We start from the raw sequence: 21,595 nt of genomic DNA on the forward strand, positions 1-21,595 counted from the left end.
TCTCGACGTCGCCCTCGGCGGGGCTCCGCCCCCGGGCCCCCTTTGCGGGCTGCGCCCGCGTCGCGCCTGCGGCGCTCGTCCTCAAACGCCGGACGGGCTGGTGTTGCGGGCGGCTGGTGTTGCGTCCGACACCGTCCAACACCGCGCACCGTCCTACACCGCGCACCGTCCTACACCGTGCTACATCGTGCACCGTCCAACACCGTGCACCGTCCAACACCGTGGCCCGTCGCTGTGTCCTGGTGGTCGGATTCCTGGGTGGGTACGACGAAGGGGCCCCGGGGGGTGAACCCCAAGGCCCCTTCCGTGTTCGCTGTGCGGAGGTGTCACCCGCCCCGACCGGGGTCCGGGGGCGGAGCCCCCGGGAAGGGTGTGGGCCTCGGCGGAGCGGCTAGCGCTCCACCTCGCCGGCGATGAACTTCTCGACGTTCTCGCGGGCCTGGTCGTCGAAGTACTGCACCGGCGGGGACTTCATGAAGTACGAGGACGCGGAGAGGATCGGGCCGCCGATGCCCCGGTCCTTGGCGATCTTCGCGGCGCGCAGGGCGTCGATGATGATGCCGGCCGAGTTCGGGGAGTCCCAGACCTCGAGCTTGTACTCCAGGTTCAGCGGGACCTCGCCGAAGGCGCGGCCCTCGAGGCGCACGTACGCCCACTTGCGGTCGTCCAGCCAGGCCACGTAGTCCGACGGACCGATGTGGACGTTCTTCTCGCCCAGGTCGCGGTCGGGGATCTGGGAGGTGACGGCCTGCGTCTTGGAGATCTTCTTCGACTCGAGGCGGTCGCGCTCGAGCATGTTCTTGAAGTCCATGTTGCCGCCGACGTTGAGCTGCATCGTGCGCTCGAGGCGGACACCGCGGTCCTCGAAGAGCTTCGCCATCACACGGTGCGTGATGGTGGCGCCCACCTGGGACTTGATGTCGTCACCGACGATCGGCACACCGGCCTCGGTGAACTTGTCCGCCCACTCCTTCGTACCGGCGATGAAGACCGGGAGGGCGTTGACGAAGGCGACCTTGGCGTCGATGGCGCACTGGGCGTAGTACTTCGCGGCGTCCTCGGAACCGACCGGCAGGTAGCAGATCAGGACGTCGGCCTTGGTGTCCTTGAGGACCTGGACGACGTCGACCGGCTCGGCGTCGGACTCCTCGATGGTCAGGCGGTAGTACTTGCCGAGGCCGTCCAGGGTGTGGCCGCGCTGCACGGTCACGCCGGAGTTGGGCACATCGCAGATCTTGATGGTGTTGTTCTCGCTGGCGCCGATGGCGTCCGCGAGGTCCAGGCCGACCTTCTTGGCGTCGACGTCGAACGCGGCGACGAACTCGATGTCCTTGACGTGGTACTCGCCGAACTGGACGTGCATCAGACCCGGGACGCTCGACGCCGGGTCGGCGTCCTTGTAGTACTCGACGCCCTGCACCAGAGACGCGGCGCAGTTGCCCACGCCGACGATGGCTACGCGAACCGAACCCATTAGACGGTTGCTCCCTGTGTTTCGGAAATCAGGACCTGCGGACTGCAAGGCCCTCAGCTGGATGTGTCGTCGGACGGATCCGGCCGGGTACCACCCCGGTCCCGGGGCAGGCCGCCCGTCTCATGTGACTCTGTACCTGCGCTGTCGTCGGGGTCGGACCGGCGCTGGTCCTTCCCCGCGCGTTCGCTCTCGATCAACTCGGTGAGCCAGCGGACCTCGCGTTCCACCGACTCCATACCGTGGCGCTGCAGCTCGAGCGTGTAGTCGTCGAACCGCTCACGGGTGCGGGCGAGCGACGTCCGCATCTTCTCGAGGCGCTCCTCGAGCCGGCTGCGCCGTCCCTCGAGCACACGCACCCGCACATCGCGGGAGGTCTGGCCGAAGAAGGCGAAGCGCATGGTGAAGTGCTCGTCCTCCCAGCTGTCCGGGCCGGTCTGGGCGAGCAGCTCCTCGAAGTGCTCCTTGCCCTCGGCCGTCAGCCGGTAGACGATCTTGGCGCGGCGGCCGGCCAGCGTCGCGGCGAGTGCGTCGTCCGCGGCGTTTCCCGGTTCCTCCGTCAACCATCCCTGGCCGACCAGCGTCTTCAGGCAGGGATAGAGACTGCCGTAGCTGAACGCGCGGAAGACCCCGAGTGAGGTGTTGAGCCGCTTGCGCAGCTCGTAACCGTGCATCGGGGACTCGCGGAGCAGGCCGAGGACGGCGAACTCGAGGATGCCGGAGCGTCGGCTCATCGCTGTCCTCCTTCCTCGTCCGTCTCCGTGGTCCGCGACCACTATGGCAGTCCGATGTATCGACTCGATACATCCAGACGATAGAACGGCCTTCCGGAGCCAGCAAGAGGGACCGCTGTGAACGGCGTCACATCGGCGAAGTCACCCGCAGCGTTGTGCCGGTTTTGCTCCGATAGCAGGGGAGTTAAGGGTTTGGCCGGTGCGTACTCTGGTCGGCAATGCATGCCACTGGGAACCAAGAGCCTGATGGGGACGTCCTCGTCCTCGGTACAGTGCGGCTGGTTGCCTTCGGCCCGGCCGCGCTTCGGGGGGACCGGCTGACAGCAACCGCCTTTAGGCGAGGCACCGACCTGTCCTAGGAGTAGTCCTTCCATGAGCGAGCACCGTCGCAAGCCGCCGAACGGCGGACGCGCTGGAGGCGGAGGCCGCCGCCGCGCCCCCTCGGGCGGCGCCGGCGGGGGCTATGGCGCCCCCGCAGCGGGTGGTGAGTACGGCGGCCGCGCCGCGGCGCGCCGTGCAGCAGGCGGCGCCGGCGGTGGCCGGCGCCGGGCAGCGGGCGGCGGTGATTACGCCGGGAGCCGCTCGGGTGGCTACGGCGGTGGTGGCGGGCGCCGCGGCGGCGGGGACGCCGGCGGGTACGGCGACGACGACTACGGTCCGTCGCGCCGTCGGCGGTCCGCGCCGCCGGCCAAGAAGCGGTTCGTCGACTACCCGCGCTCGGACAAGGATGGTCTGAAGCGCTGGATGCCGTCCTGGAAACAGGTCATGGCCATGTGCGTGCTGGGCGCCGGCCTGCTCGTCGGCCTGACGGCCATAGGCCTCATGCTCGTGAGCGTGCCGAAGGTCGCTGATGCCGCACAGGCGCAGAGCAACGTCTACTACTGGGCCGACGGTACCCAGATGGTGTCCTCGGGTGCCGGTTACAGCCGGACCGAAGTCGGCATCGGCGAGATCTCCAAGAACATGCAGAACGCGGTGATCTCCGCGGAGAACGCGTCGTTCTACGAGGACTCCGGCATCGACCCCAAGGGGATCGCGCGTGCCGTGTTCAACATGGCGCGCGGCCAGCAGACCCAGTCGGGTTCCACGATCACCCAGCAGTACGTGAAGAACGCCAAGCTGCAGGACTCGACCCAGAGCGTCTCCCGCAAGGTGAAGGAGATCTTCATCTCGATAAAGGTGGGCGCCTCCGTCAGCAAGGACGACATTCTCGCCGGCTACCTCAACACCGCGTACTACGGCCGTCAGGCGTACGGCATCCAGGCCGCCGCCCAGACGTACTTCGGGGTGGACGCCGACGCCCTCGACCCGTCGCAGGCCGCGTTCCTCGCCACGATGCTCAACGGCCCCGACCGATACGACCCGGCCGGCGGCCAGTACACCAGCGCCGCGGACAACACCGAGCGCCTCAAGGACCGCTGGTCGTGGATCCTGGACCGGATGACCAAGGTCGAGATCAAGGGCAAGACCCCGCTGAGCCTGGCTGAGCGAGGCAAGTACACCGAGCTCCCTAAGATCAAGCCGTCCCGAGTCGGCAAGAGCATGGACGGGCAGATCGGCTATCTGGTCGACGCCGCCAACGCGTACGTCCTGGAGAAGACCGGCCTCGACAAGGCGGAGTTCGACCTCGGCGGCTACCAGATCTACACGACCTTCGACAGGAAGAAGGTCGACGAGCTGGCGAAGGCGGTCAAGGAGACCCGCAAGGCCCGCCTGGACGAGAAGCACCGCACCAACGACAAATATCTGCAGATCGGCGGCGCCTCCGTGAACCCCGCCAATGGTGAGGTGGTCGCCATGTACGGCGGTCCCGGCCAGCAGACGGGTCAGTACGTCAGCTCGGCGCGTGCCAGCGGTGTCCCCGTCGGCTCGACGTGGAAGCCGTTCGACCTCGCGGCGGCGATGGAGTACGGCACGTACGACTCCGACAGCGAGGGCATCTCGCCCGACAGCAAGTACAAGGCCAACAACGCGCAGACGATCGTCGACCACGACGGCACCCTGGTGAAGGGCGACGACGGCAAGCCGTTCCGCCAGGAGAACGAGGGCGGTTCGAGCTACGGCGTCGTCCCGCTGACCACGGCGATGGAGAAGTCCATCAACAGTCCGTTCGTCCAGCTCGGCTGGGATGTCGGCTACAAGAACGTCAAGAAGATCGCCAAGGACTCCGGTATCCCCGAAGGCCGTATGGACAAGGAGAACGCGTCCTTCTACATCGGCACCTCGACGCCTCACACCATCCAGATGGCCGGTGCCTACGCCACCTTCGCCAACGGTGGCGTCCATGAGGAGACGCACACCGTGCGTAAGGTGAAGAGGCAGGGCGTGGACCTCCCCAGCTTTCCCGAGCCGAAGCCGACGGAGGCGATGAGCGAGAACGTCGCCAACAACCTCACCAAGGTGCTGCAGGGCGTGATCGACAAGCCCACCGGTACGGCGTACACCAAGACGCAGCAGTTTGGCTGGAACCGGCCCGCAGCCGGCAAGACGGGTACCACCGACAGCAACGCGTCCGCGTGGTTCGTCGGTTACACCCCGCAGCTGTCCACGGCGATCACCTTCTACCGTCCGATCAACGACGCGGTGATCGACAAGGAGACGGGCAAGGCCGTCTCTGGCCAGGACCTGACCGGCAAGCCCATGGACAAGAAGGTCATCCGCGACCAGGCGACCAAGGAGTTCCCCTCCCTGCTGTCCATGAACGGCGTCGCGGGCCTCACCTCCGTCCACGGTGGTGACCTGCCGACCGAGGTCTGGACCCGTTATATGACGGCGGCGCTCAAGGGCAAGCCGGCGAAGGAGTTCCCCGCGGCCGAGCCGATCGACAACAAGGTCTTCGGCCCCAGCGCCTCCCCGTCCCCGACGCCCTCCAAGACGGAGAGCACCCCGCCCGGCCAGAGCACCGACAAGCCCAAGCCCGGCAACAAGCCGACGGAGTCCTGCGACCCGATGGACCCCACCTGCTGGGGTACCACCACCGACGGCGGCACCACCACCGACGGCGGGACGACCACCGACGGCGGGACGACATGGGGCGGTACGACGACCGGCGGCACCAGTCCGTCGCCATCCCCATCGCCGTCCACCACGGATTCCACCAACGGCAACGGCGGCAACAACAGAGGGCTGCTGGGCGGTTGACGCCTGCGTAAGACCGAGGCCGGACCGGCCCCCGCGGACATCGCGTCCGCGGGGGCCGGGTCGTATCGGCGTACTGGCAGGATGGCTCCATGACGAGCGTGCGAGACGACTTCGGCCGGGAGCCCGCACCCCGCACGGGGGGCGGGGCCGACGAGCTGCCGTTGGTGCGGCCCACCACGCAGGACGAGGTCGCGGCGCGCGGCAGTGAGCTGATCGGCGGGCCGTCCGGCAGATACGCGCTGGTCGGCGGGCAGTGGTGGACGCCGGTGCGGATCGTGGCGCTGGTCGCGATCGGGATGTTCGCGCTGGGGATGGCGCAGAAGTTCCCCTGTTACGACGGGGGGTGGTTCGGCGGCGCGAACGCCCAGTACACGCATCTGTGCTACTCCGACATCCCGCACCTGTTCCAGGGGCGCGGCTTCGCCGACGATCTGGTGCCGTACTTCGACGAGATCCCGGGCAACGTCTCCGGCGGGATGGACTATCTGGAGTACCCGGTGCTCACTGGGCTCTTCATGGAGGTCGCCTCCTGGCTCACCCCGGGCGGCTCGGACCTGGTGGACCGCGAGCAGGTCTACTGGCTGGTCAACGCCGGGATGCTGATGGTGTGCGCCGTCGCGCTCGTGGTGTGCGTGGCCCGCACCCACCGGCGCCGCCCCTGGGACGGGCTGCTGGTGGCGCTCGCGCCGGCGCTGGCGCTGACGGCCACGATCAACTGGGACCTGCTGGCCGTGGCGCTGACCGCTGCGTCGATGATGATGTGGTCGCGCAGCCGGCCGCTGGCGGCGGGTGTGCTGCTGGGGCTGGCGACGGCGGCGAAGCTGTATCCGTTCCTGCTGCTGGGGCCGCTGTTCGTGCTGTGCTGGCGGGCCGGGCGGTGGCGCGCGTTCTTCACGACGCTGGGAGGCGCGGTCGGAGCGTGGCTGGCGGTGAACCTGCCGGTGATGTACTTCGCCTGGGACGGGTGGGTGAAGTTCTACTCGTTCAGCCGCGAGCGCGGTATCGACTACGGCTCCTTCTGGCTGGTCCTCTCCCAGCGCTGGGACCAGAGCATCGAGACGTCCGTGGTCAACACGGTGTCCGCCCTGCTGGCGGCGGCGCTGATGCTGGGCGTCGCGGCCCTCGCGCTGACCGCCCCGCGCCGGCCGCGCTACGCGCAGCTGGCGTTCCTGGTGGTGGCCGTCTTCATCCTCACCAACAAGGTCTACTCCCCGCAGTACGTCCTGTGGCTCATCCCGCTCGCCGCGCTGGCCCGCCCGCGCTGGCGGGACTTCCTGATCTGGCAGGCGTGCGAGGTCGCGTACTTCGCCGGCATCTGGCTGTACCTGGCGAACACCACGGGCGGTGAGAACCCGGGCGGCATCCCGGCGGAGAAGTACCACTGGGCGGTCGCCGTCCATCTGCTGGGGACGCTGTACCTGTGCGCGATGGTCGTACGGGACATCCTGCAGCCGGAGCGCGATCCGGTGCGCGCGGCCGGGGACGACGACCCCGGCGGGGGCGTGCTGGACCGGGCGCCGGACGCGTTCGTCCTGGGACACGCGGCGCACGCCAAGCACGCCGCCCGCTTCGAGGGGCAGCCGGGTCCGCCGGTCGCGTGGGGTGCGGCACCCGGGGAGGCGTGGGCCGCGCCGGACGGCGGGAACTAGCTCACAGCAGGCCCACCGCGGTGTCGACGGCCGCGCCGACGTCGCCGTCCGGCGGGTAGAGCAGCGAGCGGCCCACGACCAGTCCGCGCACCGTGGGCAGGGCGAGGGCCTTGCGCCAGCCGGCGAAGGTGGCGTCCTGGTCGGCGCTGACCTCGCCGCCCAGCACCACGGCGGGCAGGGTGGAGGTCTCCATGGCCTCGGCCATGTCGTCGGGGTCCGCCGTGACCGGCACCTTCAGCCAGGTGTACGCGGAGGTGCCGCCCAGGCCGGAGGCGATGGCGAGGGAGGTGGCGACGGCCCGCGCGCCGAGATCATTGCGTATCCGGCCGTCCCGGCGGTGGGAGAGGAACGGCTCGACGAACACCGGCACACGGCGCTCGGCCAGCTCGTCGACGGCGCGGGCCGCGGCGTGCAGCGTGGCCAGCGAGCCGCTGTCGTCGTATCCGATACGCAGCAGCAGCTTGCCGCCGTCGAAGCGCATCCGGGTGATGTCCTGCGGCCGGTAGCCGGTGAAGCGGTCGTCGAGCTCGAACGACGCGCCGGCCAGGCCGCCGCGGTTCATCGAGCAGAGCACGACCTTGTCGTCCAGGACGCCCAGGAGCAGCAGGTCCTCGAGGATGTCGGCGGTGCCGAGGACGCCGTCCACGCCGGGCCGGGACAGGGCGGTGACCAGGCGCTCGAGCAGGCCGGCGCGGTTGGCCATGGCGAGCGGGTCACCGCCGGCGGCCAGGGCGCCGCGGGCCGGGTGGTCGGCGGCGATGATCATGAGCCTGCCGCCGTCCCGCAGCAGCGGTCGGCGTACGCGACGGGCCGCGGCCTCGGCGATCGCCTCGGGGCGGCCGGCGCGCAGGGTGGTGAGGTCGGAGACTCCGATGCTCAACTCGGGCTCGCTTTCTGAGGTGCTGAGGACGGGCTGAGGGCGTGCGAAGGGCGTGCGGAGGGCGCATGCCGAGGGCGGCCGGTCACCGCCGCGCGGCCCGCTGACGGGCCGCGCGGCGGCTGCCGTCAGCGGCCCAGCTGGACCGTCGCGATCTCCCAGGCGCGCAGCGGCAGGGTGAGACGGCCGTCCGTCACCGGCAGCTCCTCGCCCGGCCGGCCGAGGAGGTCCGCGTACCGGGCCCGGGTGAAGGCGCCGCCGATCACGGCCTCGGTGTCCTTGCCGCCCTCGGCGACGACGCGCAGTTCGGTCCACTCGCCGCGCTCGCGCACGCTGGTCAGCGCGATCCCGGCGCCGTCGACGGCCGGCCCGGACTCGGGCGCGGGCAGCGGGGTGGCGGGGGCGCCGGCGCCCGGTACGGCGTACAGCTCGTGGCGGAACTCCTCCGCCGCGCGCAGCACCGCGTCCGACGCGTCCGGCCAGGTCCCGGCGTACGGCATCAGCGCCAGCGACACCGTGCGGCGGCCGCGGCTCTGCGCCTCGGGGGTGGGGACCTGCGGGCCCGCCGGCTCGTCGCGCAGGACGTGCCGGTTGCGGGAGATGCGGCCGACCGAGCGCAGCAGGGTGAGCGCCAGCTCGCGTCCCTCGTCGGTGAGTTCGTACTCGCTGTACTCCGTCAGCAGCACCGCGAGCCCGCCCGCGGCGACGAAACCGGCCGCGGGGAAGGTGGGCAGCGGGTACTCCCCGCCGCCGCCCTCGGCGGTCAGCCCGCGCTCGACGACCGCGAACTGGCCCTCGGCGAAGGACGACGCGGCCTGCGACGGCAGCGGCAGGTGCAGCCGCAGCCGGTGGTCCTCGCAGCGGTTGTCGAAGTCGACCGAGATCCGGGCGTACGGCTCACCGGCGCGCACCTCCACGCGCATCGTGACGTCGGCGCGCTCGGTGCGGGTGGTGCGCGAGTCGACGGTGAAGTCGCCCGCGGCGGGCCAGGAGTAGCGGCGCTCCACGGTCAGCTCGGACCGCAGCGGCGAGACGGCGGTACGGGTGACGCGCACCGACTCGGGCTCCGTGACGAGCACGTCGGCGGCGGGCGGCGCGTAGTTGTACGTGTCGCCCAGGTCGCCGCCGTCGACGAGGGCGCCCAGGCCGCTGGTGGTGGTGCCGTCGGCGCCGGTGAGGGTGAGGGTGCCGTCGCCGGCGATCTCCACCCGGACCAGCCCGTTGTCCAGCACGCGGCCGTCGGCCCGCACGTCGTACGCCGGGAGCGCCGCGTCCGCCTCCGGGGCCCGCACGGCGGCGAAACCCAGCGCCGGGACCTCGGCGTACACCGGCACCGTCGCCGAGGGCGCGGTGACGATACGCACCCGCAGCCGGCGCTCGCGCCAGCCGTCGCCGAGCGCTTCGACGACGTCGGCCACGTCGAACGCGGTCGTCTCGTGGCGGGCCACGGTGAAGGTGAGCGTGGAGTCGTCCAGCGTCCAGGACGAGATGTGCCGCCCGTACAGCTCCGTGCCGTGGATGCGGGCCAGGGCGACGTGCGCCGGGAGGTCGCTGTCGTCGGCCATCACCTCCACGCCCGCGCGGTCGGCCTCCATGAGGACCAGCCCGGAGCGCGGCCACGGGGACGGGTTGAAGACGAGCACCGCGTCGGCCGGTACGTCGGCGGCCCGGCGGCGGCCGATCAGGTCGCACACCGCCTGGCCCAGCTGCTCGGCCTCCGCCATCCGCGCGCCGACCTGCACGGCCGTCTCGTCGCAGCCGCAGCCGGTGACCGAGTCGTGCCCGCTGACGGCGATGAGGCGCCGCCAGGCCATGTCGAGGAAGCGCTGTTCGCCGCCGTCGCCGTACAGGGCCGCCATCGGCTCCGCGTACCGCTCGACGAACCGCTCCGCGCGGCCCATCAGCTGCTTCAGCCGCGGGCGGACGGAGTTGACGCCGGGGAGGATGTTGGAGTGCAGGTGCGAGCGCAGCTCGCCGGTGAGGACGGGCAGGCCCTCGGTGGTGGCGGGCAGTTCCGCGAAGAACTGGGCGAGGGTGGCCAGGCGGGTGGTGATGCCGGTGGCCTCGCCGGCCGCCGCGAGCAGGTCGGGGGCGTCCGCCTCGGGGGCGCTGTGGTCGGAGCCGTACATGCCGAGGAGCGGGCCGCCGCCGGGCAGCGCCCAGGGGCTCATCCGGTCGTGCAGCTCCCGCATCCGCTCCGCGACCGCGCCGCGGTCGGCGAGCAGGCCCGCCGCGTTGCCGTAGCCGCCGGCGGGGAGGAAGCGGGTGCGCACCGCGGTGCCGTCGGGGGCCGTCCAGGCGAAGGTGTCGCTGGTGACGGCGGCGGGCACGCCGCGGTAGACGCAGGCGTGGTCCAGGCCGGCGCCGCGCAGGATCTGCGGCATCTGCGCGATGTGGCCGAACATGTCGGGGAGATAGCCGACCGGCATGGTGCCGCCCAGCTCGCCGGAGCGGCGGATGCCGCGCTCGAGGTTGCGGACGATCTGCTCGCCGGAGCAGAGGAACTCGTCCATCAGGATGTCCCAGGGGCCGATGGCCAGGCGCCCGGACTTCACCAGGGCGACCACGCGCTCGCGGGCCTCGGGGCGCACCTCGAGGTAGTCGTCGACGGCGGCCAGCTGCCCGTCGAGGGTGAAGCGGTGGCGCTCGTCGGCCTCCATCCGGTCGAGCAGCTCGTCCAGCAGGGCCACCAGCTGCAGGCGGAAGCGCTGGAACGGCAGATACCACTCGCGGTCCCAGTGGGTGTGCGGGACGACGACGAGGTCGTGGTGTGCGGTCTGGTCACTCATGTGCGGACTCCCCGGCGAGGTGCAGGCCGTTCGCGGCGGCGAGGCGGCGGACGGCCGCCTGGGCGAAGACGAGGTCGGCGGCCGCGTCGCGGACACCGGACAGGGGCGGTGTGCCCTGCGTGACGAGCCGGTGGAAGGCGAGGAGTTCGGCCTCGAAACCGCCGACGGGCGAGGTGAAGTCGGTGCGGGTGACGCGCTCCTCGCGGCCGGAGGTCGCGGTGAGCCGCGTGGGGGCGTTCAGCAGGTACGGGGCGGGGAAGACCAGCTCCGCCGAGCCCCTGGCGTGGTGGACGGACACGGTCTCGCGGTAGGCGGGGTAGTCCGGCTGGTACAGCCAGCGGATGCCGTAGCGGCCGCCGCCGGCCAGCGCGCCGGACAGCTCCACGGACGGGGCGTCGCCGGGGCCCGCGTCGCGGGCGGGCCACAGCACGGCGTTGTCGACCGTGGCCGGGGGGCCGCAGAGCAGGCGGATCAGGGACAGTTCGTGGCAGACGCTGTTCATGATGATGCCGTACAGCTCGCGGACCCGGGGGTCCGCGTCCTCGCCGAGGGCGGCGCGCAGCGGCTTGTCCCCGGCGGCGCGCAGCTCCGCCAGTACGCCGGCGGGTATGTCGTTTGCCGGGGGGCGCAGTCGGGCGAAGGCGAGCTGGGCGGCGGAGGAGGGGTGGAGCACCGTGATGTCGATGTGGTGGATCGCGCTGGCGCCCCCGGCCTCCTCGACCAGCGCGGCCAGCCGCCGCGCGGCGGGGTCGTACTGCTTCATGTAGCCGACCATGAGCCGCGAGGTCAGCTCCTCGCCGAGAGCGGCGAGTTCGTCAGTCTCGGCGAGGGCGTAGCCGAGGGGCTTCTCGGCGAGTACGGCGTAACCGCGGCGCAGTGCGTCGGCGGCGGCCGGGGCGTGGCTGCCGGAGGTCAGCAGCAGCACGGCGTCGAAGCCGCCGGCCCGCAGCATCTCCTCGACGCCGGTGAAGCGGCGTTCGGCGGGGACGCCGTAGCGGGCGCCGGTGCGGTCGGCGAGGGAGGGGGAGGCGTCGGCGAGCGCGGTCAGGGTGAAGCGGTCCGACAGGCGCTCCAGGAGCGGGAGGTGGATGGTCTGCGCGATGGTGCCGAGGCCGGCCACCGCCAGGGAAACGCGGGTCACAGGCCGGCCTTTCTGAGGACGTCGCGGTTGGTGAGCTGGTCGGCGAGCATCGTCTGCAGGGCGCGGCCCGTCGCGGGGGCGTCCTGCTCCACGACGACCCAGCCGGTGTAGCCGGTGTCGTGGACGGCGGCGACGCAGGCCGCCAGGTCGATCTCGCCCTCGCCGAGGACGGGGAACGCGCCGTCGCGGACGGCGTCGTGGAAGTCGCCGCCCGCGGCGCGGGTGCGCTCCAGGACGGCGCGGGAGCCGTCCTTGATGTGGACCTGCTTGATCCGCGGCGCCCAGTCGCGCAGCGCGGCGACCGGGTCGCCGCCGGCGAGATGGAGGTGGCCGGTGTCCAGGCACAGGGAGACGTCGGTGGCCAGCAGCAGCCGCTCGACCTCCTCGGTGCTCTCGATGTCGGTGCCCAGATGGTGGTGGAACACCGGCTCCAGTCCCCGCTCGCGGCACCGGTCGGCCGCGCGCTGCAGCCGGGCGGCGAAGCCGGGCCAGTCCGCCACCGTGCCGTGCGCCCGGCCGGGGCGCCTGACGCGCTCGGCGTTGTCGGGGCAGGCCAGGGTGGGGCGTGGGGCGAAGCGCGGGTCGGTGACGGGGACGGAGGTGAAGACGTCCAGCGTCGCGTCGAGGTTCGGGAGGTCGGCGGTGAAGCCGTCCTCGTCGCCGTAGCGCAGGTCGATCCAGCCGCCGGCGAGGCCCAGACCGCCCGCGTCGGCGAGGTTGCCGGCGAGCGTGTCGGCGGTGCCGAGATAGCCGACGGGGCCGGAGTCGACCCCGTCGTAGCCCGCGGCGGCCAGTGCGGTCAGCAGCTCGGGGGCGGCGAGGGGGGCCCGGTCGGGGTGGTAGACACCGAAGTTGACCGGGGCGTTCGCCACCTTGATGCTCACTGACACAGTGCGATCACCTCGTTCTCGTAGCTTTCCAGTCGGTACGGCCCGCTCCCGGCGGGCAGGGTGGTGCGGTCGCCGTGGACGACCTGGCGGCTTCCGTCCGGGCGGACCAGGACGAGGCCGTCGGCGTCGAGGGCGAGCAGCCGGTCGTCCGTGCGCAGCAGCAGCGGGGCTTCGGCGCCCGCGGACACGGCGGTACGGCCGGCCGCCAGCGCCGCGAGCAGCGCCGCGGGGCTGTCGTCCGCGGCGAGCAGCCAGGTGGTGGGGCTGCCGGGTTCGGCGTCGCTGCCGTCGCGGTGGAAGTCGCTGCCGCCGATGGCGATGACGTCGGGCCGCCACGCCTGCGCCCAGCTCAGCGGGGCGCCCCAGCGGCGGTCGAACCAGCCGGAGTGCCACACCTCCGCGTGCCGCGGCCGCTCGCCCAGCGGCAGCCGCCAGGCGCAGTCGCCGCCCAGCGGGTGGTTGACGGACATCACGCCGCCCCGGTCGCGGGCGTGCGCGTACCAGGAGTCGGCGGGCCGGCGGAAGTCCACCCAGCCGACGTCGCCGAAGACGTTCGCGTGGCCGTCGTCGCGCGTGACCTCCTGGCCGGGGAGGAGGGTGATGCCCTGGCGGGCGCCGACGGCCGGCAGCTCGGGGTGGTGGCTGACGGTGTTGTGGTCGGTGACGGCGAGGAAGTCCAGACCGTGGCCGGCCGCCCGGTGGGCCAGCTCGGGCACGGTCAGGGCGCCGTCGCTGTGCACGGTGTGGGCGTGGAAGTCACCGGCGTACCAGCGCAGTCCGCCCGTGCCGGGGATGTCGCGGCGTACGCGGGCGGCGGGGCGCCGGACCGGCGCGGGTTCCCCGGCGGGGGCCGGGGGTGCCGGGCGGGCGGCGGAGGCCGTCACCCGCACCTCGTACGCCAGACCGGCCGGCGGCACGCGGTGCAGGCGCAGCAGCACCTGCCAGGTGCCCGGCTCCAGCTCGCCCGGCAGGTAGCCGGGCGTCGCCCAGTCCGCCGCCACGGTGTACGTGTCGCGGGCGCCGCCCGACCAGCCGCGGAAGCCGGCCGCGCCGAGGCAGCCGAGGTCGAGGACGCCCTGCCCCCGGTCGTACGACAGCTCCACCGTGACGGCGGCGGTGCCGGGCGGCACCTCGAACGGCAGCTCCCGCAGCATCGCGTCGAGCCGGTCCTGAAGCGACCAGCGGCCGCGGTGGACGGTGACGGCGCCGGTCACGTGGCGCTCCCGGCGCCCTCGCGGGCGCCGATCAGGTCGCCGTCCCGGTACAGCAGCACCCGGTCGGCGCGCGGCACGGCCCAGCCGCGGTCGCCGAGCGAGAGCGTGGTCTCCTCGTCGACGACGGCCTGGACGAAGCCCGCCGGGCCGTGCAGGGTGGCGAGCTGGGCGCTGCCCAGGTTCTCCACGACGGTGATCTCGCCGTGGAGCGCGCCCGGGACCTGCTCGGTGCTGTACGCCAGGTACTCGGGGCGGATGCCGAGGACCAGCTTCTCGCCGTCGGTGACGGAGCCGGCGTACTCCCGCGGCAGGGCGACGGGCTCCTCGCCGACGGCCAGGGTCTTCCCGGTGACGACGGCGTCGAGGAGGTTCATCGGGGTGGAGCCGATGAAGGACGCCACGAAGGTGTTCGCCGGACGGTGGAAGACCTCCTTCGGGCTGCCCAGCTGGCGGATCCGGCCGCCCTCCATCACGGCGATGCGGTCGGCCAGCGCCAGGGCCTCCGCCTGGTCGTGGGTGACGAAGACGGTGGTGACGCCCAGCTCGCGCTGCAGGCGCTTGAGGAAGGTACGGGCCTCCAGCCGCATCCGGGCGTCGAGGTTCGACAGCGGCTCGTCGAAGAGGAACACCTTCGGGTGGCAGGCCATCGCCCGGGCGAGGGCCACGCGCTGCTGCTGACCGCCGGAGAGCTGGCCGGGGCGGCGCGCCAGATAGTCCGACAGCCCCAGCTCGGCGGCCGTCTCGGCGGCCTTGGCGCCGCGCTCGGCGGTCGGGACCTTCTTGATCTTCAGCGGGTACGCGATGTTGTCGGTGACCGTCATGTGCGGGAAGAGCGCGTAGTCCTGGAAGACCATCGCCACGTCCCGCTGCCCGGGCGCGAGACGGGTGACGTCCCGCTCCCCGATGCGGATGCCGCCGCCGCTGGCGGACTCCAGGCCGGCGATGGTGCGCAGGAGCGTCGTCTTGCCGCAGCCCGAGGGGCCCAGCAGGGCGAAGAACTCCCCGTCCTCGACGGTGAGGTCGATCGAGTCCAGCGCCCGGACCCCGCCGGGGTAGACCTTCACGAGCTCGCTCATGGTGATGGATGCCATCAGCGCTTGATACCTCCGTGGAACCGGAATCCGTACCGGGAGCTGACGAACAGGAACATCAGGACCACCGGCAGCGAGTAGAGCAGGGAGAAGGTGGAGATGAGGGCCAGGTTCGGCTGTCCGCCTTCGGTGTAGAACGTGTACATGACGACTGCCGCCGGTGACTTCTCCGGCGTACGCAGCAGCAGGAACGGCACCAGGAAGTTTCCCCAGACCTGGGCCACCGCCCACACGGCGATCGTCGCCAGACCCGGACGGACCATCGGGACGACGATGTCGCGCACGATCTGCAGCGGCGAGGCGCCGAAGACCCGCGCCGACTCCTCGTACGACACGGGCGTGCCGTCCATGAAGTCCTTCAGGATGAAGATGGCGCTCGGCAGCATGCCGCCGGTCAGGATCAGGACGACGCCCAGCTGGGAGTCGATCAGATGCAGTTCGAAGGCCAGGTTGAACAGCGGGACCATCGCCGCCGTGCCGGTCACGATCGAAGACAGCAGCAGCAGGACGTACAGCAGGACGTCCCGGCCCGGCAGCTTCACCCGGCTGAGTGCGTACGCGGCCAGCGCCGACAGCAGCACCGTCAGCGCGCCCGCGCCGGCCGCCAGCACGATGGAGTTCCCCAGCGACCGCAGGGCGTACGGGTTGTCGGCCAGCTGGCGGAAGTTGTCCAGGGTGAAGTCCGGCAGCGACGCCGTGACGCTGGGCGCCGAGTCGAAGGGCGCGAGGACCAGCCACAGCAGCGGCAGGGCGAAGAAGGCGATCAGCAGGCAGACGAAGACGTAGAAGCCGATGGTGCGTACGGCCCGCCGGGCCTGCCGCACCGCGGCCTCGTGTGCGGGGTCGGCCTGCTTCACGAGGGTGGCGGTCATGCGGTGTCGTCCTTCCGCTGCCGGAGCATCCGCACGTAGACCAGCGCGATGACCAGGTTGAACAGCAGCATCAGCACCGAGATCGCCGCGCCGAAGCCAAGCTCCCCGCTGTTCAGCGCGAGCTTGTAGATGAACACCGGCATGATCTCGGTCTTGTCCTCGGGGCCGCCGGCCGTGAGGAGGAACGGGGTGAAGTCGTTGAACGTCCACAGGCTGATGAGCAGCAGGTTCGTCAGGATGTGGCCCTTGATCCGCGGGAGCACGACGTCCCGCAGCTGCTGCCAGGTGGACGCTCCGGCCAGCCGGGCGCTCTCCAGGTGCGACGGGGGTACGTTCCCGATCGCGGCGGCGTAGAGCATCATCGAGAACGCGGCGCCGCGCCAGATGTTGAAGACGATGATCGACGCCATCGGGTACTCCAGCAGCCAGGCGGTGCCCGGCGTCTGGAGCAGGGCGTTGAGCGACCCGTGGTCGCGGTCCAGCAGCGCGATCCACAGGAAGGTCACCACCGAGCCGGGCAGCACCCACGCCAGCAGCAGCAGCGCCTCGACCAGCCTGCGCAGCGCGCCGCGCCGCTCGCGCATCAGCCAGGCGATGGCGAAGCCGAGGACGCACTGGCCGATCACGGCCGAGCCCAGGACGTACTGGAGGGTCAGCCACATCGAGTTGCCGAACCGGTCGTCGTCCAGGGCGTTCTTGAAGTTGTCCAGCCCCACGACCTGCGGGTCGGCCGCGGCGATACCGGTGAGCTTGTAGTCCGTCAGACCCAGATAGATGGTCCACAGGGCGGGGAAGAGCAGGAACGCCGCGATGAGCAGCATCGCCGGGGTGATGAAGGCCGCGGCGCGGGCCCGGCCCAGGCCGGCGGCATCGCCGCCGGCCCGGACCTTCGCCGAGGGGGCGCCGGCCGGGCGCCCCTCCGGGTCCTGCACTCCCGCCGCGGGGGCGTCGAGCTCAGGACTTGATGTTGTCGGCACCGCCCACGGCCCCTTCCAGATCCTTGGCGTAGCCCTCGGCGGCCTCCTCGGCGCTCTTTCCGCCGACGACCGAGGCGGTGGCCTCCTGCAGCAGGGTGGAGACCTGCGTGTACTCCGCCATCGGCGGGCGGTAGGAGGTGACCGGCAGGACCTCCTTGGCGATGAAGCCCAGCATCGGGTCGTTCGCCAGCACCTCGTTGTTGACGTCGGTACGGGCGGTGATCCGGGCCTCACCGGCCAGCTGCGCCTTGATGGCCTCGGGGGAGTTCATGAACTCCATCAGCTCGCCGGCGAGCTTCGCGTTCTTCGACTTGGGGTTCAGCGTCTGCACGCTGCCGCCGGAGTACGACACGAAGTCCTGGCCGTTGACCCCGGAACCCGGGTTCATCGCCGGGATCTTGGCGTAGCCGACGGCCGTGTCCCGGTCGGCCATGGGGGCGACCCCGCCGTTGGGGTTGATCACGCTGCGCCAGAAGTAGTCGCCCTCCAGCAGGATGCCGATCTTGTTCTTCGAGAACTCCTCGAAGGACTTGTCGCGGCCCTTCGCCTCCTGCTGCAGCAGCGGGTCGCCGAGCTTTCCGGAGCCGTAGACCTTCTCGTACATGCCGAGGACGTCCTTCACGCCCTGGGTCGCGCCGGTCCACTTGCCGTCGGCGTAGACGCCCTCGCCCGTGCCGGCCAGCAGCGGCAGCACGCCCTGCATGGTCGTCGCCTCGCCCATCGCCGTACCGGCGTCGAGCTGGATGGGCGTGACGTCCTTGACGGACTTCAGCTTCTCGCCGGCCTGGAGGACCTCGTCCCAGCTGGTGGGCTGCCAGTCCGCGGGCAGGCCGGCCTGCTTGAACAGCTCCTTGTTGTAGTACAGGACCCGGCCGTCGGTGCCGTTGGGTATGCCGTAGCGCTTGCCGTCGAAGGAGGCGAGCTGCTGGACGGAGTCGGGGATCTGCTTCCAGCCGTCCCAGCCGTCCACGCCCTTGGCAACGTTGTCGAGCGGGGCGATGTAACCGGCCTGGGCGAACTCGCCGACCCAGATGCCGTCGATGCCGAAGACGTCGGGGCCCGAGCCCGACTGCAGATCGAGGGCGAGCTTGGTCTTGTACTGCTCGTCCTCCACGCCGCTGGGCCGGAACGTCACCTTCACGTCGACGCCCTTGGCCTTCTGTTCCTTCACGAACTGCGGGATGACCCATTTCTCGATCCACTCCGCCTCCGCGGAGTTCTTTCCGCCGGCGATCGAGTTGGTCGTGATCGTCAGGGAGTTCTTGGACCCGGCGTCGTCCGAGCCGCCGCAGGCGGCCAGGAGGAGCGTCAGGGAGACGGCGCCAGTGAGCGCCATCGCACGTCTGGTCAGCACGGTCATGTGTGAGTCTCCTCGGTCAAGTGCCCAGGAGCCTTACACGTCATCCTGATGACGTGAAGTTCTAATGTCTTAACATTTATGTAACGTGCATCTAGACTGGCCGTATGAGACCCACGCCACCCGACGTCGCGCCCGCGCCCGCCGCGGGGGCGTCCGAAGCGGACGCCGGCGGCGCTCTGGCGTCCCTGCACCTCGGCGTCGACCGCACCAGCCCCGTCCCGCTCTACCACCAGCTCTCCCAGCAGCTGGAGGAGGCGATCGAGCAGGGCGCGCTGCTGCCCGGCGCCCTGCTGGGCAACGAGATCGACCTCGCCGCCCGCCTCGGCCTGTCCCGCCCCACCGTGCGCCAGGCGATCCAGGCCCTGGTCGACAAGGGCCTGCTGGTCCGGCGGCGGGGCGTGGGCACGCAGGTGGTGCAGAGCAAGGTCCGGCGCAGCCTGGAACTCTCCAGCCTCTACGACGACCTCGACGCGGCGGGCCAGAGCCCCTCCACCCGGGTGCTCTCGGTGGACCGCGTCCCCGCGGACGCCGCGGTCGCCGCCGCGCTGTCCGTGCCCGAGGGCACGGAGGTGCTCCGCCTCGAACGGCTCCGCTCGACGAACGGGGAGCCGCTCGCGGTGATGTGCAACTACCTCCCGGACGTGGGCCTCGCGCTCTCGGCGCCCGCGCTGGAGAGGACGGGCCTGTACCGCCTGATGCGCTCGGCGGGCACCACGCTGCACTCCGCGCACCAGACGATCGGCGCCCGGTCCGCGACCGCGGCGGAGGCGGCACTGCTGGACGAGGCCCCGGGCGCCCCACTGCTCACGATGCGGCGCATCGCGTACGACACGACGGGACGGACGGTGGAGTACGCGAGCCATTACTACCGGGCGTCGCGGTACTCGTTCGAGCTGCAGCTGCTGGTACGGGGGTAGGCGGATCGGGGCCGCCCACCGTTCGGTCTGGTGTGCCAAAAACCCTGTCGGGTGATCCGCTGGTTTTCGAATGCAGTGCAGAGGTCGTGACTGATTGTGTTCGTCGCGGAGGTGATTCGCGATGAGCGAATACGAGAAGTCACCGTCGGAGGTGACGAGGCAGGACGCGATCGACGTCAGCGACTTCGTGTACGCGGCGACGGGGGCGCGGGTGCGGAGGCTGACGACACCGGACGGGGAGCACTGGTTCCCGGCGGTGGACGTCTGCGAGGAGCTCGGGCACACGAATGCCAGAAAGGCACTCGCCGATCACGTGCACGAGGGCGGCCGGGCCACGCTCGAGACCGTAACCACACGTTACGGTCTGAGCGTTCCCGCAGGTCGGGAGTGGCGCCGAGACCTGAACATGGTGAACCTGCACGGTCTCATCAGGCTGGTCAACGCGTGCACCAAACCGGGGGCGGAGCGGTTCAAGAGCTGGGTGACCGAGGTGGTCGTGACCGTTCAGCGGGACGGGTCGTACGAACTCGAAGAGTCGGAGGTGCCGCCGGCCGACGACAACGGGGCGACGGGCTACGTCATCCCCATCCCGCTGATGGCGGCCATCGTGCGGCTCGAAGAGCGCAACATGGGGCTCGACGAGCAGTTCGCCGCCGAGCACGAGGCGCGGCTTGCGCTGGATACCCAATCGCTCGAGGTGCAGCGCGAGATGCTCGCCGTCCAGCGTGAGACCCTCGCCGTCCACCATCTGAGCGCCCAGGCCCTGCAGGAGACGTCCCGCGCGCTGCAGGACGTCGCGCGGTCCCTCAAGGACGTGGCCATGGCCCAGCTGCACACCACGGAGGTGCAGAAGGACCTGGCGCGGACCCTGGAGCGGGTCACTGCGGCGCTCGAGCGCCAGGCACCCGTCCCGGAGCACGGACCCGCCGTGCCTCATCCCCGCCAGCCCGATCTCGGCTGCCCCATGGAGGTCGTCGACGCCATGAGCTGGCACGAGTTCGAGGAGTACGTGGCGCGGTTGCTCCGCCGCGACGGCTGCACCGACGTGCACGTCAGCGGGCGTCGCGGCGATCTGGGCGCGGACGTCGTCGGGCGGGCGCCCGACGGGCGGCGGATCGTGGTGCAGTGCAAGCACTACGCCCCGCACCGGACCGTGCCGAACGCCGACATGCAGAAGTTCGTCGGCACCGCGCTGCTCGAGTACAAGGCCGAGGTCGCGCTGTTCGTGGCGACCAGCGGCTTCACCCCGGCCGCGCTGGAGCTCGCGGAGCGGCGCGGTATCACGCCCCTCTCGCGCGGGGAGTTCCAGGACTGGAACGAGGGGCGGGCGCTGGACGTGCTGCGTCCGTGAGCTGAGAGGGCCCGAAGTCGCAAGGAGAAGTTGCGGCTTCGGGCCCGGCTCAGATGTCCCGCGAAGGGGTCAGCGGTCCACGATCCGGTCCGGCGCCGTCGTCGTGTGGCGCAGCTGTGCCGGGAGTTCCTCGCCCACCGCCGGCGGGGCGACGTCGTCGGGGAGGAACAGGATCGAGACCTGCATGTGCGGGGGCTCCGCGAACCAGCGCTGCTTGCCCTGCCACAGGAACGGGGACAGGTTGCGGTTCACCGTCGCGAGGCCGGCGCGGGCGACGCCCTTCGCGCGGGGCATCACGCCGTGCATCGCCTTGGGCGACTCCAGGCCCACACCGTGCGACGTACCGCCGGAGACGACGACGAGGTGACCGTCGCCGACGGACTTCTGCTGGCGGTAGCCGAAGCGGTCGCCCTTGGCGACGGGCGTGACGTCCAGGACCGTGCCCCGGTACTCCGTCGCCTCGTGGTCCCCGAGCCACAGCCGCGTACCGATCCGCGCGCGGAAGCGCGTCTGCGGGAACTGCTGCTGCAGCCGCGCGAGCTCCGCGGCCGTGACATGGCTGACGTACATCGTGTGCAGCGGGAGGCGGGCGGCGCGCAGGCGGTCCATCCAGGTGATGACCTCCTCGACCGCGTTCACCGACTCCAGCGGGAGGTGGATCGCGAAGCCCTCGAAGCGCACGTCGTGCAGTGCGGAGGCGAGCTTGGGCAGCTCCTCCTCCGTCACCCCGTGCCGCCGCATCGAGGACATCACCTCGACGACGACCCGCGCCCCGACCAGGCGCGAGACTCCGTCGACGGAGGCGACGGTGCGGATGACGCGGGTCGGCAGCGGCACCGGCTCCTCGGTGATCTGGTACGGCGTGAGGACCATCAGGTCCCGGCCGAAGTAGTCCTTCGTCCGTGCGGCCTCGTAGATCGTGCCGACGGCCAGCACGTCCGCGCCGAAGCGGGTCGCCTCGTCGGCGAGCCGCTCGTGGCCGAAGCCGTAGCCGTTGCCCTTGCAGACCGGGACGATGCCGGGGTACTGCTGCAGCACATGGTGCTGGTGGGTGCGCCAGCGCGCGGTGTCGACATAGAGGGTGAGCGCCATGGCGTGCCCGGGACCTTTCGTCAGCTCGT

Annotated in this window: 15 protein-coding genes and 2 pseudogenes; 5 read left to right on the forward strand and 12 right to left on the reverse strand. The window is 71.3% G+C overall.

The genetic code is table 11. The features are described from left to right. Positions 1–391: 391 nt before the first annotated feature. The gene (locus AB0M28_RS27770; RefSeq protein WP_365410608.1) at positions 392–1,474 is read right to left on the reverse strand and encodes an inositol-3-phosphate synthase; all 1,083 of its coding nucleotides are present in this window, start codon (positions 1,472–1,474) and stop codon (positions 392–394) included. A gap of 53 nt (positions 1,475–1,527) precedes the next feature. Further along, on the reverse strand, positions 1,528–2,205 hold the full coding sequence (locus AB0M28_RS27775; protein WP_365410611.1) for a PadR family transcriptional regulator: 678 nt from the start codon (positions 2,203–2,205) through the stop codon (positions 1,528–1,530). Between the two features lie 372 nt (positions 2,206–2,577). Here AB0M28_RS27775 and AB0M28_RS27780 point away from each other — a divergent pair, with 372 nt between their 5' ends. Both AB0M28_RS27780 and AB0M28_RS27785 read left to right on the forward strand, forming a co-directional pair. Next, the gene (locus tag AB0M28_RS27780) at positions 2,578–5,346 is read left to right on the forward strand and encodes a transglycosylase domain-containing protein (RefSeq protein ID WP_365410614.1); all 2,769 of its coding nucleotides are present in this window, start codon (positions 2,578–2,580) and stop codon (positions 5,344–5,346) included. Positions 5,347–5,435: 89 nt separating this feature from the next. Beyond that, positions 5,436–6,995, forward strand: a complete 1,560-nt coding sequence (locus AB0M28_RS27785; RefSeq protein WP_365410617.1) for a glycosyltransferase 87 family protein — start codon at positions 5,436–5,438, stop codon at positions 6,993–6,995. Position 6,996: 1 nt separating this feature from the next. Here AB0M28_RS27785 and AB0M28_RS27790 read toward each other — a convergent pair whose 3' ends face one another. The 9 genes from AB0M28_RS27790 to AB0M28_RS27830 form a co-directional block, all read right to left on the reverse strand. Beyond that, positions 6,997–7,875 carry a deoxyribose-phosphate aldolase gene (locus tag AB0M28_RS27790; RefSeq protein WP_365410620.1) on the reverse strand — a complete coding sequence of 293 codons (879 nt, stop codon included), beginning with the start codon at positions 7,873–7,875 and terminating at the stop codon, positions 6,997–6,999. 125 nt (positions 7,876–8,000) lie between these two features. Beyond that, positions 8,001–10,661 carry an alpha-mannosidase gene (locus AB0M28_RS27795; RefSeq protein ID WP_365410623.1) on the reverse strand — a complete coding sequence of 887 codons (2,661 nt, stop codon included), beginning with the start codon at positions 10,659–10,661 and terminating at the stop codon, positions 8,001–8,003. Continuing rightward, positions 10,654–11,802 carry a Gfo/Idh/MocA family oxidoreductase gene (locus AB0M28_RS27800; RefSeq protein ID WP_365410626.1) on the reverse strand — a complete coding sequence of 383 codons (1,149 nt, stop codon included), beginning with the start codon at positions 11,800–11,802 and terminating at the stop codon, positions 10,654–10,656. Before AB0M28_RS27800 ends, AB0M28_RS27795 begins: the two co-directional genes overlap by 8 nt. Beyond that, positions 11,799–12,692, reverse strand: a complete 894-nt coding sequence (locus tag AB0M28_RS27805) for a sugar phosphate isomerase/epimerase (RefSeq protein WP_365410629.1) — start codon at positions 12,690–12,692, stop codon at positions 11,799–11,801. The genes AB0M28_RS27800 and AB0M28_RS27805 overlap by 4 nt, the downstream gene beginning before the upstream one ends. Continuing rightward, positions 12,683–13,906 carry a CehA/McbA family metallohydrolase gene (locus AB0M28_RS27810; RefSeq protein ID WP_365410632.1) on the reverse strand — a complete coding sequence of 408 codons (1,224 nt, stop codon included), beginning with the start codon at positions 13,904–13,906 and terminating at the stop codon, positions 12,683–12,685. The genes AB0M28_RS27805 and AB0M28_RS27810 overlap by 10 nt, the downstream gene beginning before the upstream one ends. Further along, positions 13,903–14,997, reverse strand: a complete 1,095-nt coding sequence (locus tag AB0M28_RS27815; RefSeq protein ID WP_365410635.1) for an ABC transporter ATP-binding protein — start codon at positions 14,995–14,997, stop codon at positions 13,903–13,905. Before AB0M28_RS27815 ends, AB0M28_RS27810 begins: the two co-directional genes overlap by 4 nt. Next, positions 14,997–15,869, reverse strand: a complete 873-nt coding sequence (locus AB0M28_RS27820) for a carbohydrate ABC transporter permease (RefSeq protein WP_365410638.1) — start codon at positions 15,867–15,869, stop codon at positions 14,997–14,999. Before AB0M28_RS27820 ends, AB0M28_RS27815 begins: the two co-directional genes overlap by 1 nt. Beyond that, complete coding sequence (locus AB0M28_RS27825; RefSeq protein WP_365410641.1) at positions 15,866–16,846, reverse strand: sugar ABC transporter permease; 981 nt, start codon at positions 16,844–16,846, stop codon at positions 15,866–15,868. Before AB0M28_RS27825 ends, AB0M28_RS27820 begins: the two co-directional genes overlap by 4 nt. Beyond that, complete coding sequence (locus tag AB0M28_RS27830; protein WP_365410644.1) at positions 16,824–18,206, reverse strand: extracellular solute-binding protein; 1,383 nt, start codon at positions 18,204–18,206, stop codon at positions 16,824–16,826. Before AB0M28_RS27830 ends, AB0M28_RS27825 begins: the two co-directional genes overlap by 23 nt. Before the next feature lie 104 nt (positions 18,207–18,310). On the opposite strand from AB0M28_RS27830, the gene AB0M28_RS27835 reads away from it, so the two are divergent. The 3 genes and pseudogenes from AB0M28_RS27835 to AB0M28_RS27845 form a co-directional block, all read left to right on the forward strand. Next, positions 18,311–19,123 (forward strand): GntR family transcriptional regulator, encoded by an 813-nt coding sequence (locus AB0M28_RS27835; RefSeq protein WP_365410647.1) that lies wholly within the window; start codon positions 18,311–18,313, stop codon positions 19,121–19,123. A gap of 121 nt (positions 19,124–19,244) precedes the next feature. After that, a pseudogene (locus tag AB0M28_RS27840) lies at positions 19,245–19,559 on the forward strand (Bro-N domain-containing protein); the annotation flags it as partial. 537 nt (positions 19,560–20,096) lie between these two features. Beyond that, positions 20,097–20,474 (forward strand): annotated as a pseudogene (locus tag AB0M28_RS27845) (restriction endonuclease); the annotation flags it as partial. A 69-nt stretch (positions 20,475–20,543) separates the two neighbouring features. Here AB0M28_RS27845 and AB0M28_RS27850 read toward each other — a convergent pair. Continuing rightward, positions 20,544–21,566, reverse strand: coding sequence for an alanine racemase (locus tag AB0M28_RS27850; protein ID WP_365410650.1), 1,023 nt, complete (start codon positions 21,564–21,566; stop codon positions 20,544–20,546). Positions 21,567–21,595: the final 29 nt, after the last annotated feature.

This window comes from Streptomyces sp. NPDC051940, from assembly GCF_040680895.1.
GTDB lineage: Bacteria > Actinomycetota > Actinomycetes > Streptomycetales > Streptomycetaceae > Streptomyces.

Bases quoted from the DNA above. Each gene is read 5' to 3' on its own strand.
- AB0M28_RS27770 (WP_365410608.1), bottom strand. From the start codon at position 1,474: ATGGGTTCGGTTCGCGTAGCCATCGTCGGCGTGGGCAACTGCGCCGCG.
- AB0M28_RS27775 (WP_365410611.1), bottom strand. From the start codon at position 2,205: ATGAGCCGACGCTCCGGCATCCTCGAGTTCGCCGTCCTCGGCCTGCTC.
- AB0M28_RS27780 (WP_365410614.1), top strand. From the start codon at position 2,578: ATGAGCGAGCACCGTCGCAAGCCGCCGAACGGCGGACGCGCTGGAGGC.
- AB0M28_RS27785 (WP_365410617.1), top strand. From the start codon at position 5,436: ATGACGAGCGTGCGAGACGACTTCGGCCGGGAGCCCGCACCCCGCACG.
- AB0M28_RS27795 (WP_365410623.1), bottom strand. From the start codon at position 10,661: ATGAGTGACCAGACCGCACACCACGACCTCGTCGTCGTCCCGCACACC.
- AB0M28_RS27815 (WP_365410635.1), bottom strand. From the start codon at position 14,997: ATGGCATCCATCACCATGAGCGAGCTCGTGAAGGTCTACCCCGGCGGG.
- AB0M28_RS27820 (WP_365410638.1), bottom strand. From the start codon at position 15,869: ATGACCGCCACCCTCGTGAAGCAGGCCGACCCCGCACACGAGGCCGCG.
- AB0M28_RS27830 (WP_365410644.1), bottom strand. From the start codon at position 18,206: ATGACCGTGCTGACCAGACGTGCGATGGCGCTCACTGGCGCCGTCTCC.
- AB0M28_RS27835 (WP_365410647.1), top strand. From the start codon at position 18,311: ATGAGACCCACGCCACCCGACGTCGCGCCCGCGCCCGCCGCGGGGGCG.
- AB0M28_RS27850 (WP_365410650.1), bottom strand. From the start codon at position 21,566: ATGGCGCTCACCCTCTATGTCGACACCGCGCGCTGGCGCACCCACCAG.